General features: G+C 48.0%; 13 protein-coding genes. 7 read left to right on the top strand and 6 right to left on the bottom strand.

The annotated features are described in order from the left end of the window. Position 1 precedes the first annotated feature (1 nt). The 3 genes from D3H65_RS12315 to aqpZ form a co-directional block, all read right to left on the bottom strand. Positions 2-1,096 (bottom strand): efflux RND transporter periplasmic adaptor subunit, encoded by a 1,095-nt coding sequence (locus D3H65_RS12315; RefSeq protein WP_245999734.1) that lies wholly within the window; start codon positions 1,094-1,096, stop codon positions 2-4. A gap of 133 nt (positions 1,097-1,229) precedes the next feature. Further along, a complete protein-coding gene (locus D3H65_RS12310) occupies positions 1,230-2,351 on the bottom strand; it encodes a 5-(carboxyamino)imidazole ribonucleotide synthase (RefSeq protein WP_119050601.1) in 1,122 nt (373 codons plus the stop codon). A gap of 156 nt (positions 2,352-2,507) precedes the next feature. Beyond that, positions 2,508-3,203, bottom strand: coding sequence for an aquaporin Z (aqpZ, locus tag D3H65_RS12305; protein WP_211345669.1), 696 nt, complete (start codon positions 3,201-3,203; stop codon positions 2,508-2,510). 229 nt (positions 3,204-3,432) lie between these two features. On the opposite strand from aqpZ, the gene D3H65_RS33415 reads away from it, so the two are divergent. The 3 genes from D3H65_RS33415 to D3H65_RS12295 all read left to right on the top strand — a co-directional run bounded on the left by D3H65_RS33415 (position 3,433) and on the right by D3H65_RS12295 (position 6,158). After that, positions 3,433-3,555 carry a hypothetical protein gene (locus D3H65_RS33415; protein WP_262707708.1) on the top strand — a complete coding sequence of 41 codons (123 nt, stop codon included), beginning with the start codon at positions 3,433-3,435 and terminating at the stop codon, positions 3,553-3,555. A 79-nt stretch (positions 3,556-3,634) separates the two neighbouring features. Beyond that, positions 3,635-4,765 (top strand): 4-hydroxyphenylpyruvate dioxygenase, encoded by a 1,131-nt coding sequence (hppD, locus tag D3H65_RS12300; protein WP_119050600.1) that lies wholly within the window; start codon positions 3,635-3,637, stop codon positions 4,763-4,765. Between the two features lie 175 nt (positions 4,766-4,940). Continuing rightward, positions 4,941-6,158, top strand: coding sequence for a L,D-transpeptidase family protein (locus D3H65_RS12295; protein WP_119050599.1), 1,218 nt, complete (start codon positions 4,941-4,943; stop codon positions 6,156-6,158). Between the two features lie 117 nt (positions 6,159-6,275). Here the strand turns inward: D3H65_RS12295 and D3H65_RS32925 are convergent, their stop codons facing one another. Next, positions 6,276-6,431, bottom strand: coding sequence for a hypothetical protein (locus D3H65_RS32925; RefSeq protein ID WP_162915589.1), 156 nt, complete (start codon positions 6,429-6,431; stop codon positions 6,276-6,278). A gap of 317 nt (positions 6,432-6,748) precedes the next feature. Here D3H65_RS32925 and D3H65_RS12290 point away from each other — a divergent pair, with 317 nt between their 5' ends. Next, positions 6,749-9,457, top strand: coding sequence for a 4-alpha-glucanotransferase (locus D3H65_RS12290; RefSeq protein ID WP_119050598.1), 2,709 nt, complete (start codon positions 6,749-6,751; stop codon positions 9,455-9,457). A 122-nt stretch (positions 9,458-9,579) separates the two neighbouring features. Then, a complete protein-coding gene (locus D3H65_RS12285; RefSeq protein ID WP_119050597.1) occupies positions 9,580-10,617 on the top strand; it encodes a dipeptide epimerase in 1,038 nt (345 codons plus the stop codon). A 73-nt stretch (positions 10,618-10,690) separates the two neighbouring features. Here the strand turns inward: D3H65_RS12285 and D3H65_RS12280 are convergent, their stop codons facing one another. Continuing rightward, the gene (locus D3H65_RS12280) at positions 10,691-11,098 is read right to left on the bottom strand and encodes a DinB family protein (protein ID WP_119050596.1); all 408 of its coding nucleotides are present in this window, start codon (positions 11,096-11,098) and stop codon (positions 10,691-10,693) included. 212 nt (positions 11,099-11,310) lie between these two features. After that, a complete protein-coding gene (locus D3H65_RS12275) occupies positions 11,311-12,168 on the bottom strand; it encodes a helix-turn-helix domain-containing protein (protein WP_119050595.1) in 858 nt (285 codons plus the stop codon). Positions 12,169-12,498: 330 nt separating this feature from the next. On the opposite strand from D3H65_RS12275, the gene D3H65_RS12270 reads away from it, so the two are divergent. Next, positions 12,499-14,823: a hypothetical protein gene (locus tag D3H65_RS12270; protein WP_119050594.1), complete on the top strand. Its 2,325-nt coding sequence runs from the start codon at positions 12,499-12,501 to the stop codon at positions 14,821-14,823. 207 nt (positions 14,824-15,030) lie between these two features. Next, a complete protein-coding gene (locus tag D3H65_RS12265) occupies positions 15,031-16,140 on the top strand; it encodes a hypothetical protein (protein ID WP_119050593.1) in 1,110 nt (369 codons plus the stop codon). Positions 16,141-16,168: the final 28 nt, after the last annotated feature.

Genomic DNA, 16,168 nt, shown 5'->3' with positions numbered 1-16,168 from the left:
CTTATTGAACTTTTGTTAATTTGATTTTGCTCTCCGGGCGGATGGCCAGCAGGCCGGTGGTGATGACTGTATCTCCCAGCTTCAGCCCGTCGGTGATCTGCACATAGGAAGAGTCGCGGATACCAGTAGTGACTACCTGGTATTTAACTGCTCCATTGGAATAAAGCGCCACACGTTTGTTCCGTGCCTGCGGTATGATAGCCTGTGTAGGTATGATCAGTGCCTTGTCATTTTCATCCAGTTTTAAGCCCACCTTGGCAAAAGCGCCCGGTACCAGCAAGGGATCACTGCCTTTTACGATCGTTCTTACTTTCAGGGTACGGGTATTGGCTTCAATGGCCGATTCGGTAGCCAGGATGGAAGCGTTGAATGTTTTGGGGGTACCGGCAATCGTAAAAGTTACCATCCTGCCTTTGCGCATGATGTCGCTGTATTTTTCCGGTACAGAAAACTCCATTTTCAATTGCGCTACCTGGCTGATGGTGGTAATGAGGTTGGTAGGGGAGATATAGGCGCCGTCGCTGATGGCTTTTAAACCAATACGGCCATCAAAGGGGGCGCGGATCTCGGTTTTGCTGATGCTTACTTTCACCAGGTCTATATCGGCTTTCAGGTTATTCACCGCCAGTTCGCTCAGGTCATATTCCTGCTGACTGATACCGCCAATGGACAGCAATTCTTTTTGCCGCTCAGCAGTTTTCGCATTGATCTGCAATTGTACCTGTAATTTCTTCAACTGGGCCTGCAGGTCTTCATCAAACAATTTTACCAGCACGGTTCCTTGCTTTACGAAGCTGCCTTCCGGGATGTTGAGCTTTACAATACGGCCGGAGATCTCCGGACGTATCTCTGTTTGTTCAAAGGGTAGTAAAGTACCGGGTACTTCAAGATTTTCACTAAGGGATTGCGTCTTTACGATAAAGGCTTCTACCTGCAGGGGAGCGTTGCGGGGGGCGCCAGTTGCCGCTGATCCTCCACCATTTTTCTTTTCCTCTTTACAGGCTATAGCAAATGCGAATAACAATAATACAGCTAACCGGCTTTTACCTTTCATGTACGTTTGTTTGGCTTTCAATGACCATGTATTACCTCGCATATCGGTAATTAAAAAAGTGGGCATGCTACGTCTCATGTGCTTAGGGGCAATTGGGTTTATGGGTGCGCGGCTAAGTTACTGTTTTAACAATGCTGGCATGTTAAATTGGGTATGAGCGGTAGGCATAACTTCCTTAACTAGTGACTTTTAACGTGTTTTTAATGCGATGTGCTTTATAGGTCAGATCGTGTTTGTCTTTACTGACGATAGTTACATGCCCCATCTTGCGGCCGGGCTTGGTTTGTTTTTTTCCATAGATGTGGACAAACACATTGTCCATCTGCAGCACTTCTTCCAGTCCGTCATATTTGGCATCGCCGCTGTAGCCTTCAGCGCCTAATACATTTACAATAGCTGCGGAGATAATATGGTCAGGATTGCCAAGGGGATAATCGAGCATGATGCGCCACAGCATATCAAACTGTGAGCTATAGTTGGCCTCAATGGTATGGTGGCCACTGTTGTGTACCCGGGGCGCTGTTTCGTTGACAAATACATCCCCCTGCTTGTCTATGAATAATTCGACGGCAAAAAGACCGGGACTCTTGAGGCCTTTCACGACAGCCAGGGCCATGGCCTCTATTTTCCATAAGTTCTTTTCGGGGATATCGGCCGGACTTATCTGGTAATCCAGCAGGTTGAGCGATGGATCAAAAACCATGTCTACTGCGGGGTAGAGGGCTGTTTCGCCTTTGGCATTAATGGCCACGATGATAGCGATCTCTTTGTGAATGACCACCATCTTTTCGAGCACGGCCGGTGCATCAAATCCTTTGTCGAGCGCGTCGGCTGTTTTGATCACCTGCACACCACGCCCATCATAACCTCCCAGTCCGATCTTATGGACCGCAGGCAGGAAGGCGGTCTGCTGGCGCAGGTCGGCCTTGTTTTGCGTAATGACAAAAGGGGCAGTGGGGATCTGCAGGTCTTTATAGAATTGCTTTTGTAATATCTTGTTTTTGATGGTGCGAAGGGCAGAGGGCCTGGGATAGATCTTCACCCCTTCCTGCTCCAGCTTTTCCAGGGCATCTTCATTAACTGCTTCAATTTCAATGGTCAGGGCATCCAGTCCCTTTCCAAAATTATATACATCATCAAAATTCTGAATATCGCCTTTGGTGAAATGATGGCAAAGATGGGCCGCAGGACAGGCGGGATCATTTTCCATAACATATGTTTCAACCGGATAATTGGCAGCTGCCTGTAATAACATTCTTCCTAACTGTCCGCCGCCGAGAATACCAACTTTTTGCATGCCTGTGGGTTAAGGCGCAAAGATAAGGGGAAGAGAGTTTCGGGTTAAGAGTTTCGGGTTTGGAGTTGCAGCCTCACTTTGGGGTGGCTGCCTGCCATCCGCCAGCGGCTTCTGTAGGAAGAACCCGAAACACTTAACTCCAAACCCGAAACGGTATTAGCTTTGCTTATCCACAAACTTCCAGATACCGCCTCCGATCAGACCGCCAATGATGGGGCCAACAATAAATACCCAGAGATGGGACAGGGCGGCTCCGCCTACAAAAACAGCTGGTCCGATACTTCTGGCCGGGTTAACAGAAACGCCGGTAACAGGTATTCCTACGATATGTATCATGGTCAGGGCCAAACCAATGGCCAATCCGGCAAAAGCGGTATTCCCGTTGTTCTTGCTGGTGGCGCCATGGATTACCAGGAGAAAAACAGCTGTAAAAGCTATTTCTGCTACCAATCCGCTCATCAGGGAGTAGCCATCCGGTGAACCGCTTTCTACGCCATCCTGACCCAGACCATTGGCGGCAAGTGTATAATCAGCCTTGCCGGAGGCAATAAGCCATAACAGGGCGGAACCTACTATGGCGCCTGCTATCTGAGCAATGATATAGCCCACGGCGTCTTTGGAAGGGATCTTGCCGGTGGCCAGCATGGATATGGTAATAGCGGGGTTGAGGTGACAACCTGAAATATGGCCGATGGCATAGGCCATGGTAACGACCGATAAGCCAAAGGAAAAAGCAATGCCCAGGAAACCCACATGCGTGCCGGCCAGTACGGCAGCGCCGGTTCCCATGAATACCAATACAAACGTGCCGAAGAATTCTGCCATGCATTTTTGTGTCAACGAGAATTTCATAACTGATGAAGTTTAATTGGAGATTGGTTATAGATTGCCGGTTATGAACCGGGTTCATTTCAAATCAGGGGCGCTAATCAGAGCAGGTGAGGGGACATGCTTTCCTCAGGAACAATAAGAAGCTATAGGCATCCGGTCAGTAACGCAGCAAAACAAAAACAGCACTGTATAAATATACGATATATAAGGTATTGGGACCTAAAACCTTGCCCGATAGTTAGCAACATTTGTGCGTAACCTCAAAAAAATTATCTTTGTGGTCATGCGTCCCGACTACGACCACAAATTATTCAGCGACAAGAGAATGGGCTATTGCCTGCTCATGGAAGCGCTGGCTATGGATTCCCTGTAAACTGCTGTTTGTTTTCCGCTTTATGTGACTCGCTTTCACGGATTGACGACTTTATTTATTGACTTTTAAACTTTCGTATATGCCTGGTCAATTGGCAACAGCCGCAACTATTGGTACCACTGCAGATTTTTTACCGTTGCAGGGAACGGACTATGTAGAGTTTTATGTGGGTAATGCAAAACAGGCCGCCCATTTTTATAAAACAGCTTTCGGTTTTCAGTCCCTGGCCTATGCAGGCCCGGAAACCGGCATTAAAGACCGCGCCAGCTATGCCATCCGGCAGGAGAAGCTCACTTTTGTCTTCACCACACCGCTCCGGGCTGGCAATGCTATTGCCGATCATATTTACAAGCATGGAGATGGAGTAAAAATGCTGGCCCTGCGGGTAGATGATGCTACCAGCGCCTGGCATGAAACTACCCGGCGTGGCGCGCGCAGTTATATGGAGCCACTAAAAATGAACGATGCAGCGGGTGAGGTGGTCATGAGTGGTATTTACACCTATGGTGAAACAGTGCACCTGTTCATTGAACGAAAGAACTACCAGGGCGCCTTTATGCCAGGGTACAAACCCTGGATATCCACCTACAATCCTCCTCCTACAGGATTGCTGTATGTAGACCATTGTGTGGGCAATGTGGGTTGGAACCAGATGAATAAATGGGTGGGTTTTTACGAAGAAGTGATGGGGTTTCGCAATATCCTGAGCTTTGATGACAATGATATTTCTACGGAGTACTCAGCGCTGATGAGTAAGGTAATGAGTAATGGGAACGGGTTTGTGAAGTTCCCGATCAATGAGCCGGCAGAAGGTAAAAAGAAATCGCAGGTAGAGGAATACCTGGACTTTTATGATGGGGAAGGATGTCAGCACGTAGCCCTGGCTACTGCCAATATCGTGCAAACAGTAACGGATTTGCGTGATCGTGGCGTAGAGTTCCTGCAGGTGCCTACCTCATACTATGATGATCTGCAGGATCGGGTAGGGAAGATCGATGAGGACATAACCCCCTTGAAAGAACTGGGTATCCTGGTAGACCGGGATGATGAAGGATACCTTTTACAGATATTTACCAAACCCGTAGAAGACAGGCCCACGCTGTTCTTTGAGATCATTCAGCGGAAGGGGGCCAAGAGCTTTGGCAAGGGCAATTTCAAGGCCTTGTTTGAAGCCATAGAACGGGAGCAGGAATTGCGGGGCAATCTTTAATGTAAGTCGGACTTTCTCCGTATTTCTACCACGTGTTTTCACTTAGTTTTTCACATTGTTAACAAACTGGGCTGATTTTTGCACACCCATTTGTGCTAATTTTAATGCCGGATCTATCCTTTTTTTCAAATATCCGGTCTTAAAATACGTTATAATAACTGTGGGATTCTACCAGATGAAATACGCACTGATAGTAGCATTGGTTCTCTGTACCGGAGAATATGTGTGGTCGCAAACTTCCGCCGCTACCTTCAATTTTGTTGAATACCAGAAGACTTTTCCCCGTACAAGTGATGCGTGGAAACGCAAAGAAGATACACTCATGAAGCAGTTCATGGAAAAAGGACTGGCCTGGCCATTCCGGTACATGTACCTGCGTTCATTCAAGTACGATAGTCAGCTGGAAGTGTGGGTGAAGCATGAAAAAAATGAACCTTTCAAATTATTCAAGACCTATAAAGTGTGCGCATTGGCCGGAACCTTAGGTCCCAAGCGTATGCAGGGTGATTACCAGGTGCCGGAAGGGTTTTATTACATCAATGAGTTCAATCCCAAAAGCCAGTACCATTTGTCATTGGGCCTCAATTATCCCAATACATCCGATCGTATACTGAGTGATTCCCTGCAACCCGGCGGAGAGATCTACATTCATGGCAGTTGTGTGACCACCGGTTGTATTCCCATCACCGATCAGCAAATTGAAGAGTTGTATATCCTGGCTGCCAATGCACGCAACCAGGGACAGGATTTTATACCGGTCCATATATTTCCGGTCCAGTTCAAGAACCAGAAGAGTAGTGAATACCTGGCCAAACATGTAAAGGATTTTCCGGAATATGCGCCCATGATGGAGGAGCTAAAGCATGCTTACCTGTATTTTGAGAGTACCAAACAGCTGCCTGTGATCATGACATCCAAAAAAGGTGGCTATGTGGTAGAAGGGGTTATTCCGCCACCCCCTGAAAAACCGGTAAAAGTGGTCAGGAAAAGAGAGCCCAGGCCGGTGAAGGAGTTTACCGGGGAAATCGTATCTGTCGTTAATAAATTGCCTGTATACCCAGGTGGAAACCCTGGTTTTCAAGCATTTATTGATAAACTAAGCCATGAAATGGCGCAATACCTGGACGAAGACCAGAAGAAAGCCTATGTGATGATCGAGTTTGTGGTGGACAAGCATGGTAAGCCGGGTTTTGCCAAAGTGCTCAAGGGCGGCAATGACGAACTGAATGACAAACTCATGGACGCTTTTGATAAAATGCCCGACTGGATACCAGCCGTACGCCTGGAGCAGAATGTAGCGGTGAAGCTAAAACAATCCCTGTATATAGAACGCCTGGAAACCTCCTCTACAAAGACTGCGGGCACTGCGAGCGGGACAGCTGTTAGCAATTAACTATATTTGATCCTTAATAGATTGTGAGCCACCATCATTGGTGGCTTTTTTTGTAGGGGGCCATAAAACAAAAAAGCCACCCGCAAAGGATGGCCCATATAAAAAGTTGGAATGATCTTAGATGATGTCCAGCGCTTTTACAAAAGATGTGCAAACGATGGGAATGATCAGGGTCAGGTATTCAAATTGACTGGCAATTGCCCATCCGAGGCCTGCAGTAGAGAGTAAAAATATGATCCAGGCCAGGCCTGTGTTTTTTTTAGTCGCTGTCATGGTACAAAAGAATTTGCGCAAAAGTAGGACGAAAGCGTTAATTATGAAAGGGTAAGCAAGTTTTTTTTGTTAACCCCGCCGCTAGGGTAAACCTGACAGGTTTTGGCAAGTTGCTGTCAAATATCTTATGGCGACTTAAACCTGTCAGGTTTAGGCTGAAAGGTAGTGCTGGCAAACTTTACCCGGTTTTCAATATACCGCATTTCACTAACATGTTTGTAAAACGCGGACAGGAGAATAGCGTAATTCATACACTTTGTAATAAATTCGCCCTACCTAACCAGTGTGGGAGGGCGCTGTTTGGAAAACACCTAATGATGACAATTCACTTTTACGTTCGCTTTCATACCCAATATGGCCAATTGCTGGCGGTTACCGGCAATATGGAAGCCCTGGGTAATCATGATGTAGAAAAAGCTTTTACGCTGACTCACCTGAATAATGAATTCTGGCATGGGACCATCGAGACCGATTTCTCGGAGTCCGGAGCCCTTCATTATAATTACATATTAAAGAATGAGGACGGTTTCCGCGTTTTTGAATGGGGCGACCGGGTGATCGATGGAGATAAGCTATCCTCCGTGACGGCCCTTCAACTGGTTGACACCTGGAACCATGCGGGAGAATATGAGAATGTCTTTTATTCTGATCCTTTTCAACAGGTACTGCTCAACGACCACACGCGCAGTAAGATCAAGCAGCCTAAGAAGTTTACCCACCTGTTTAAAGTCAAAGCGCCCCTGCTCACCCGACACGAAGTGGTTTGTTTACTGGGTAATACCAGTGAGACCAGCAATTGGAATGTGGAGGCGCCGGTACTGTTGAGCCGTGACAATGGCTGGTGGACGGTCAAACTCAGTTTGCCCAGAGAAGATTTCCCCCTCACCTATAAATATGGGGTGTACGATACGAAGGAGCAGCGCTTTGTGCGGTATGAGTCAGGCGAGAACAGGATATTGTACGGCGTGCAGGGCCCTTCGGGCGATGAGGCAGGTGAGCACATGCTGACGATCCTGCACGATGGTTTCGTACACCTGCCCAATGATACCTGGAAAGGAGCAGGAGTATCCCTGCCCGTCTTCAGTTTGCGCAGCAGGAACTCTTTCGGCACCGGCGAGTTTACCGATCTTAATCTGCTGACCGACTGGGCCAAAAAGACCGGCCTCAAACTGATACAGATATTGCCGGTCAACGACACCATTGCCACGCACACCTGGGTTGATACGTATCCTTATGCCGCCATATCGGCCTTTGCCCTCCATCCCCTGTACCTCAACCTGGAGCAGGTAGCCGGCAAGCAACACGCAGATATCATCAAGCCATTGAAGAAAAAGCAAAAACAGCTCAATGAGCTGCCGGATATGGATTACGAGGCGGTGATGAAGCTGAAATTGGGCGCTGTCCGCGAATTGTATGCTTTACAGAAAGAAGATTGGCTGAAAGACAAAGATTACTACCTGTTCTTCGAGAACAATAAACACTGGCTGGTTCCTTATGCTGCGTTTTGTTGCCTGCGCGACCGTTACAAAACCTCCGATTTTAACCAGTGGAAAACACATAACAAGTACAGCAAGGAGTCGATCGATAAGTTTGTTTCGCCCCGGTCGAAACATTATGATGAAATAGCCCTGCATTATTTTACACAATACCATTTGCACCTGCAGCTGAAAGAAGCGGCTGAGTATGCCCATAAGAACGGGGTTATTCTGAAAGGGGATATTCCTATTGGCGTATACCGCTACGGATGTGATGCCTGGATGGAACCGGAACTGTATCACCTGGATGTACAGGCAGGAGCTCCGCCTGATGATTTTGCGGTGCGTGGTCAGAACTGGGGGTTCCCTACTTACAACTGGGAGCGCATGGCCGAAGACGGATTTGAATGGTGGCACCGCCGCTTTGTGCAGATGAGCAATTACTTCGATGCTTTCCGCATAGACCATATCCTGGGCTTTTTCCGCATCTGGAGTATTCCACTTCATGCTGTAGAAGGCATTATGGGGCATTTTGTGCCCGCTATAACGGTGCATCAGCATGAGTTTGGGCAAAGAGGTATCTGGTTTGACCATTACCGCTATTGCAAGCCCTGTATCAATGATGCCATCCTGTGGGAAATGTTTGGCCCCAATAACGACAAGTTCAAACCCTTCCTGCATGCGATTGGCGATGGTACGTATGAACTGAAACCGGAATTTGCCACCCAACGGCAGGTAGAGCATTATTTTGCTGCCCTGGAACTTACGGAAGACAATGGCCGCATCAGGCAGGGGTTGTATGACCTGATCTCGAATGTGATCTTATTTGAACAGCCGGGGTCCAACGGACAGGAATTTCATTTCCGGTTTGGAATCGATAATACCGCTTCCTTCCGTTACCTGGATGGGCACACCCAATACCTGCTGAAAGAATTGTACATCGATTATTTCTTCCGCCGGCAGGATGATTACTGGATGAAAGAAGCGATGAAGAAACTGCCTGCTTTGAAGCGGGCTACCAATATGCTGGTCTGCGGAGAAGACCTGGGCCTGGTGCCGGGTTGTGTGCCGCATGTGATGAAACAGCTGGGTATCCTGAGCCTGGAGATCCAGCGGATGCCCAAAGACTCCCTGCATGAATTCTTTAACCCGGCCAATGCACCCTACCTGTCGGTGGTAACACCTTCCACGCACGACATGAGTACGATCCGTGGCTGGTGGGAAGAAGACCGTGAAAAGATACAACGCTTCTACAATACTGAACTAAAACAGTGGGGCGAAGCGCCTGTTTTTTGCGAACCCTGGATCAACAAAGCCATCGTGTTGCAGCACTTGCATTCACCCGCCATGTGGGCTGTATTTCAGTTGCAGGATATATTGGGCACCAGTGAGGGCACGCGCCGGGAAAACCCGCAGGAAGAGCGTATCAATGTACCTGCTACCTCCCAGCATTACTGGAGATACCGGATGCATATACCGTTGGAGCAACTGATCAAAGAAAAGGCATTCAATGAAGACCTGAAAGAACAGGTAGTGGCGAGTGGAAGATAATCCCGGATTTAGCATATAGGATTTCGGATTCTTTATGTGCAACTGCGCACACAACTACATCCTACATGCTAAATTCGAAATCAGGAAAAACGTAACTACAAAAGAAAATATTACATTATTCAATGAAGGTCTCCTATAGAACTTACAACCTCCCATTCCGTCATCCATTTACGATCTCAAAAGGTACCAAAACACACCAGCCTTCGCTGGTAGTGGAGTTGGAGCACCGGGGCGTGACCGGTTATGGGGAAGCGCCGGCCATTGCTTATTACAATATCCCGGTAGAGAAAATGATCGAAGACCTGGAGCGTAAGCAACTGATGGTAGAGAAGTTCGCTTTTACCGAGCCGGAACGTTACTGGCATTACCTGCATCACCTCTTTCCACAGAATAACTTTTTGGTTTGTGCGCTGGATATCGCTACCTGGGATCTGTGGGGTAAACTTTACCGCCAGCCCTTGTACCAATTGTGGAAGCTGGATGCTGAAAAAGCGCCCCTAACGGATTATACCATCGGTATCGACACCATTGATAAAATGGTGGAGAAAATGAAGGAGAAGCCCTGGCCCATCTATAAGATAAAACTGGGTACTCCGGAGGATATTGCGATTGTGACCGCTTTGCGTAAGCATACCGATGCTACGCTGCGCATAGACGCCAATGCTGGCTGGACGGTGGAAGAAGCCCTGGAAAAGATACCTCAGCTGGCAACCCTGGGCGTAGAATTCATTGAACAGCCCCTGGCCAAAGACAACTGGGAGGGGATGAAGATATTGTTTGAAAAGTCTCCGTTGCCTTTGATTGCCGATGAAGCCTGTGTGGTACAGGGCGATGTGGAGAAATGTTACCAGCATTTTCACGGTATTAATATCAAGCTTACCAAGTGCAGTGGTATTACACCTGCACGATTTATGATAGAGAAAGCCCGCTCCCTGGGCATGAAGGTGATGGTGGGCAGTATGAATGAAAGTACCATTGGTACAGCAGCCATTGCCCATTTAGGTCCCTTGCTGGATTATGTGGATATGGATGGTCCCTTGTTACTGAAAGAAGATATTGCCACGGGATTAGACTTTAAAGCGGGGAAAGCTATTTTCTCCGGTAAGCCTGGTCTGGGTGTGGAGTTTACAGATGTATATGAAAAGTCCGAAAGTCTGTAAAGACCGGAAGTCCGGAAGTAGATAACTCCGGACTGGTTTTGCTTTCCGACTTGCTGACTTCCGGTCTTCCCGACTAATAAACGTATTCCGGTGGCTCAATACCCTGGCAGCGCAGGTGTAATACCGCCTGCCCGCGGTGATGCGTGATGTGATCGATGGTTGTATGAAAACCCTGCACTGCATCGGCCGATAGTTTACCTGCTTCTATTGTTTCCTGCAATCCATCGTAAGCGCCGGTGAGGTAGGTAATGATCTCCTGCTTATTCTTTTTGGTGGCCGATGGCGACCAGTCGGTTTTGCTGCCCTTGATATAATTGTCTTCCCACCATTGAATGCCATAAGCAATATGGTGCAACAATTCCCTGAAATTCCAGCCGGCCCCTGCTGGTTTGGAATCATAGGTCTTTTCCGGCATGGCTTCCGCTACACTGAGCGTGTAATTTCTTGAATTTTGTAAGGTCTTCATCAATTGTGCTTGCATAACAACTGTTTTGTTTCGCACAAAGCTAGAGCGCTCCTTTCCGGAAGACTTAAGGAATCTTGCTGTATTTTGGCGGTTTTTGCACCGTTAGGTGCAACAGCTTTGTAGAAACGCATCACGTTGTTTAATGCGGCGCCGTAGGTGACGCTCCAGAGGGGTGCACCTACAGTGCACAAAAAACATTGAATACGTTTTCTACAAAGCGGTAGCCCCTAAAGGGGCGTGATGGACACTTGTGTACGATACCTGGCAGGCGGGCACTTGTATTTTTGACGGAAGGCAGTGGTGAAATGTTCAATGCTGTTGAAACCCGAGGAGAAGGCGATATCACCTATCGGCAGTACAGTATCTTTTAATAACATTTCTGCATGCTTCAGCCTGATGGTGAGCAGGAACTGATGGGGTGAGCTTTGTGTGAAGGTTTTGAAAATGCGGCTGAAATGAAAAGGACTTACATGGCAGTGGGTGGCAACCTCCTGCAGGGAAATATCATCCGTATAATGTTCGGTGATGTAATGCTTGGCCAGTTCGATCGTGCTCAGGTGCTGTAATTTGAGACGCGGGTGTAGGGCGTCTTCCGGCGTATGATCGGTAATAGCGCCCAGCACCTTGTGGATCATTTCCAGCACCAGGTTGTCTACCTGCAACCTGGTGCCGGTATTGGTGAGAATGAGCCTGGCTATATAAAAGTGCAGGAATTCTGTTTCCGGATTGGTCTTATATAGCGTAGAGTGCAGGTCATTGTTGGTAAAGAAACCCGTCTTCCCATATCGCTCCAGTAGTACGGTATAAAAACCGGCCGTAAATTCAAAGATGGTGCATTCATCCGGCACACTGTGCGCATGCGTGACCGTACGTTCGTAGCCGGGTTTGGTAATGAGTACACAGCCCGTATAGGAATCCAGTGAATGCCGGAAGATATTGAACAGAAAATTGCCCTTGCGCACAAAGCTGATGCAGAATGCCTCATTGTACTCCGGTTTGGAAGTACGGCAGTCTACACACCGGCATTTGAAATCCAGTATGCGGTAAAAGCTGGAGGTATACAAGGTATGTATATCGGCATCCATGGTACTAAGGTACGAAATCGTAAAATAGTCCGAAAGACGGGAAAGAAAGACCATCTGATTTTGACTATATATAAGGTGTCTGCTTAAGCACTGATAGATCAATTTTTTTTGAGATGTAAATTGACGCTTCACACTTATTGCCGATTTTAACACACTTATCAGTCAAAACTGCACACTTACGGGTTTGTGCTAGGTGATTCAAAGCACTTTCCTTTATTTGCACTGGTTTAATGCATCACCCTTTGTATCGCTTACTATAAAGATCCATATCCAGGTAAAAACCTGAATTAACCTCTATTTGTGAACCCAGCCAAAAACCTGACTGCGTATATGGGAAAGCCATATCCGTACATACCTTCCTATGCCGTTACTGTAGTATTGGTCCTGTTGATGGCCACTGCTTCAGCCAGCGCTCAGTTACCCAATGCTGCCAGGGACACTGCCCAACCGGCCAAAAAGGGTTTACACAAGCTCCCCGATTCCCTTCGTTCCGTTACCGATACCACTGTTAAGAACGTCCGTTGGCTGGCCCAGTACCGCCAGGAACAATGGAAGAACAAGCTTACTTCAAAAGGCGCCGCCCTCAAAGGCATGCTGCCCGGTAAAAAGAACTTCCTGCCACAGGACTCTCTGAAGTTTGACTTCAACAATCCATTTAAAAAATTATTGCTTACTAAGCCCCTGCTGAAGGTCAATGGCGGTTATATCAGTTATCAGTTCAACTACCGCTCCGCCATCGATACCCCTTATGTAGAGAAGGATATCGCACAACACAATATTACCGGCAACCTGTTCCTTACCGTGGCTGGTCACCTGCCCGTAAGACTTACCTGGTGGTCACGCCAGAGTAATTCCCGCGTGTTCCGCGATATCACCGATGTGCAGGCCTCCTTTGATGCCCCTGCCTTTCAGCAGCAGCTGCAAAATTCCTTACGCCAGCGGCTGCTGGCCATGGCGCCCAACCTGCGCGATTCGTTGACCGAAAAGCTATATGGCTTAAAGAAATTGCAGCTCGATGACCTGCGGCAATCCCTGCAAACTACTTTTTCGCCCCAAAGCCTGGTAGAAGCCAATGAAACTTTGCGCGTACCCCGCATCACCTGGAGCCCCGGCCTGCCCGATAGCGTGAACAGCCGTCGGGAAGATTCCCTGAAAAAAGCAGCCGGCTTTTTCCTGGACCTCTACGCGAAGACCAAAGGCGAATATGACCGGTTATCAAACCAGGTAGACTCATTGAAAGCCGTTTACCAACAGAACGAAGCTAAAGTGCGACAGTTTAAGCAAATGGTCACCGGCAAATGGGATGACCTGGTCGCTTCCCGCAACTGGACCGAAAAGTTGCAGGAATATGGGATGAACAAGGTGGAAGTGCCCGCCAAATACAAGTGGCTGATGGGGTTGCGCCAGTTCAGTGTAGGCAGGAGCGTCACCAATTACAGCGAGCTCACCGTGAAGAATACCAGCGTCAACGGTATTAATTTCGAATACAACTCCTGGTATTACCTGGCAGTAAGTGCGGGGTTGGTAGACTACCGCTACCGCGATTTTGTGGTCAACGGATCCAATAAAAAACCGCAGTACCTCTACCTCGTAAGAGCAGGTATCGGAAGACTCGAAAAAAATTACTTTATACTGTCTGCCTTCCGTGGTGAAAAACAATTGTTCCCTTCCAATGCGTCCAGACTTTCTTCCATTACCGTTACTGGTTTCAGTGCCGAAGCCAGGATGCAGGTAAACCCAACTACCCATATTACCGCCGAGGTCGCCAAATCACTGGCGCCCGACTTCCGCAACAATCCATCACTGGGCAATACCAAGTTCACCTTATCCGACCATAGCAACCAGGCCTACGCCATTAAAGTGTATTCCTTTATACCTGCTACAGCCACACGCCTGGAAGGATTCTATAAACATACCGGCGCCAACTTTCAATCCTTCAGCAGTTTTCAAACCAACAACGCACTTGAAAGCTGGACCCTGAAAGCAGACCAGGGATTCTTTAAACGCAAACTGCGCCTGGCCGCTTCCCTGCGCAAAAATGAATTTACCAATCCTTTCCTGCCCCAGGATTATAAGAGCAATACCGTGTTCAAGAGCCTCACCGCCACTTTCAAAATGCGCAAGTGGCCCGTGATCACCGTAGGTTACCAGCCCATGAGCCAGTTAACCGCCCTCGACAGCCAGGTGATCGAAAACCGTTTCCAGGTATTGAATGCCAGCATGTACCATATTTATAAGATCAATAACCTGCGCACCGCTTCTACCGTGGTATTGAACAGGTTTTACAATAGCAACAGCGATACTGGTTTTGTGTATTTCAACGCGACCAATGTGTTCTGGGCGCAGCAGTTCTTCTTTAAGGCCTTCACTACACAGGTAGCTGTTTCCTATACCCGCAACCCGGGTTATAGAATGGTGGTAATGGATGAGGGCATACAGCTTAACCTGAAACAACTGGGCTCCGTAGGCTTGGGGGTTAAGATCAATAGCCTCAACGATGACCTGGTAAAAACAGGTGGTTATGTCAATGCCAACCTGCGCGTATACAAACAAGATTTTATTACCCTGAGCTATGAATCAGGTTATTTACCGGGATTTAATAAAGCACTGATCAAAAATGAAATGGCCACCGTGCAGTTTGTGAAGAGCTTTTAATTGGTTGATCGATTTTCGTTGTCATTTCGATCTTCCTTGTGATCTCGATCCTTCCTTCCTGTCATCTCGAACGGAGCGCAGCGGAGTGAGAGATCTGTTATCGAAGCAGAGGAATCGAAGTAAAAGAATCGAAGTAAAAGAATCGAAGCAAAGGATTGCCGACTGCCGATTCACGATTGCCGATTCACGATGTAAGAAATAAGAACTATGAAAAAGATATTATTCATCATTGCGTTTTTCATACTGAGTTGGAGTTCCCACGCCCAGGTAGTGCTCAACCTGCAGTTGCCGCCCATGGGGCTTACCATCAAACCACAGTTGTGGAACCTGTCCCTCATCAATACCTCCGCACAGGATATGCAGGTGCGTATTGAAATGGTGATGACCGATGTGCGCAACAACCAGCGTGTGCTTACCGGCACTTCCAAGTTGATCCTGTTGCCCAAAGGTATTAAGCAGGTACAGCTGAACGATGTACTGCCCATAACCTACAATTCCGGCAGCCCCGGGTATGCAGTAGATCCTTCCCCCGAGGGCTTTTTGCCCATTGGCCTGTTCAATATCTGTTATACCGCCATCAAGGTGGGCAGCGATTATGTAGACAGGCTGGGAGAGGAGTGTGAAACCATCGAGATAGAGCCCATCAGTCCGCCACAGTTGATGATACCATTGGATGAAGAGCAGGTGGAGATCACCCGGCCCTTCTTTGCCTGGATACCCCCATCCCCGTTCAATACCCTCAACAGTCTGTTGTACGATTGGGTCTTGGTGGAAGTGCAGGCTACACAAAGCCCGGCAGATGCCCTGCAACAGAATGTACCCGTGCTGAGCCGCCAGAATATTTCCTATACCAATTTTCAATACCCCCTTTCCTCACCCGAACTGGATACCAGCAAGCTGTACGCCTGGCGTATCACCGCCAAGAATAATTTGGCGCCAATCGGCAATAGTGAGGTATGGAGTTTCCGGGTAAGGCAAAACCAGCCGGATACCGTCGTGGGGATGGGTACCGGTTATTTTGCCAAACTGCACCGCGAAGAAGACGCCGCTTTTACCATCTGTACCGGGGTGTTACGGTTTGAATACATCAATGAGCTCAACAGTGCGGCTGTTAACCTCCGCCTGTTCGACATCAGCAGCGCCAGCCGCAAGCCGGTCACCTTGGATAGTACAGCACAGCGCGTACGCATTGGACAGAATTTCATCCAGGTCGACCTGCGCGAAACCAGTAATATGATCAACAAACATATGTACCTGCTGGAAGTGGAGAATGTGCGGGGAGAAAAGGGATACCTGAAGTTTGAGTATAGGGAATAAATATTACCGGAAATAGTTGCAATGGATT

Source organism: Paraflavitalea soli, assembly GCF_003555545.1.
In the GTDB taxonomy this organism is placed as follows: domain Bacteria; phylum Bacteroidota; class Bacteroidia; order Chitinophagales; family Chitinophagaceae; genus Paraflavitalea; species Paraflavitalea soli.
This window is presented reverse-complemented; position numbering and strand designations above follow the sequence as displayed.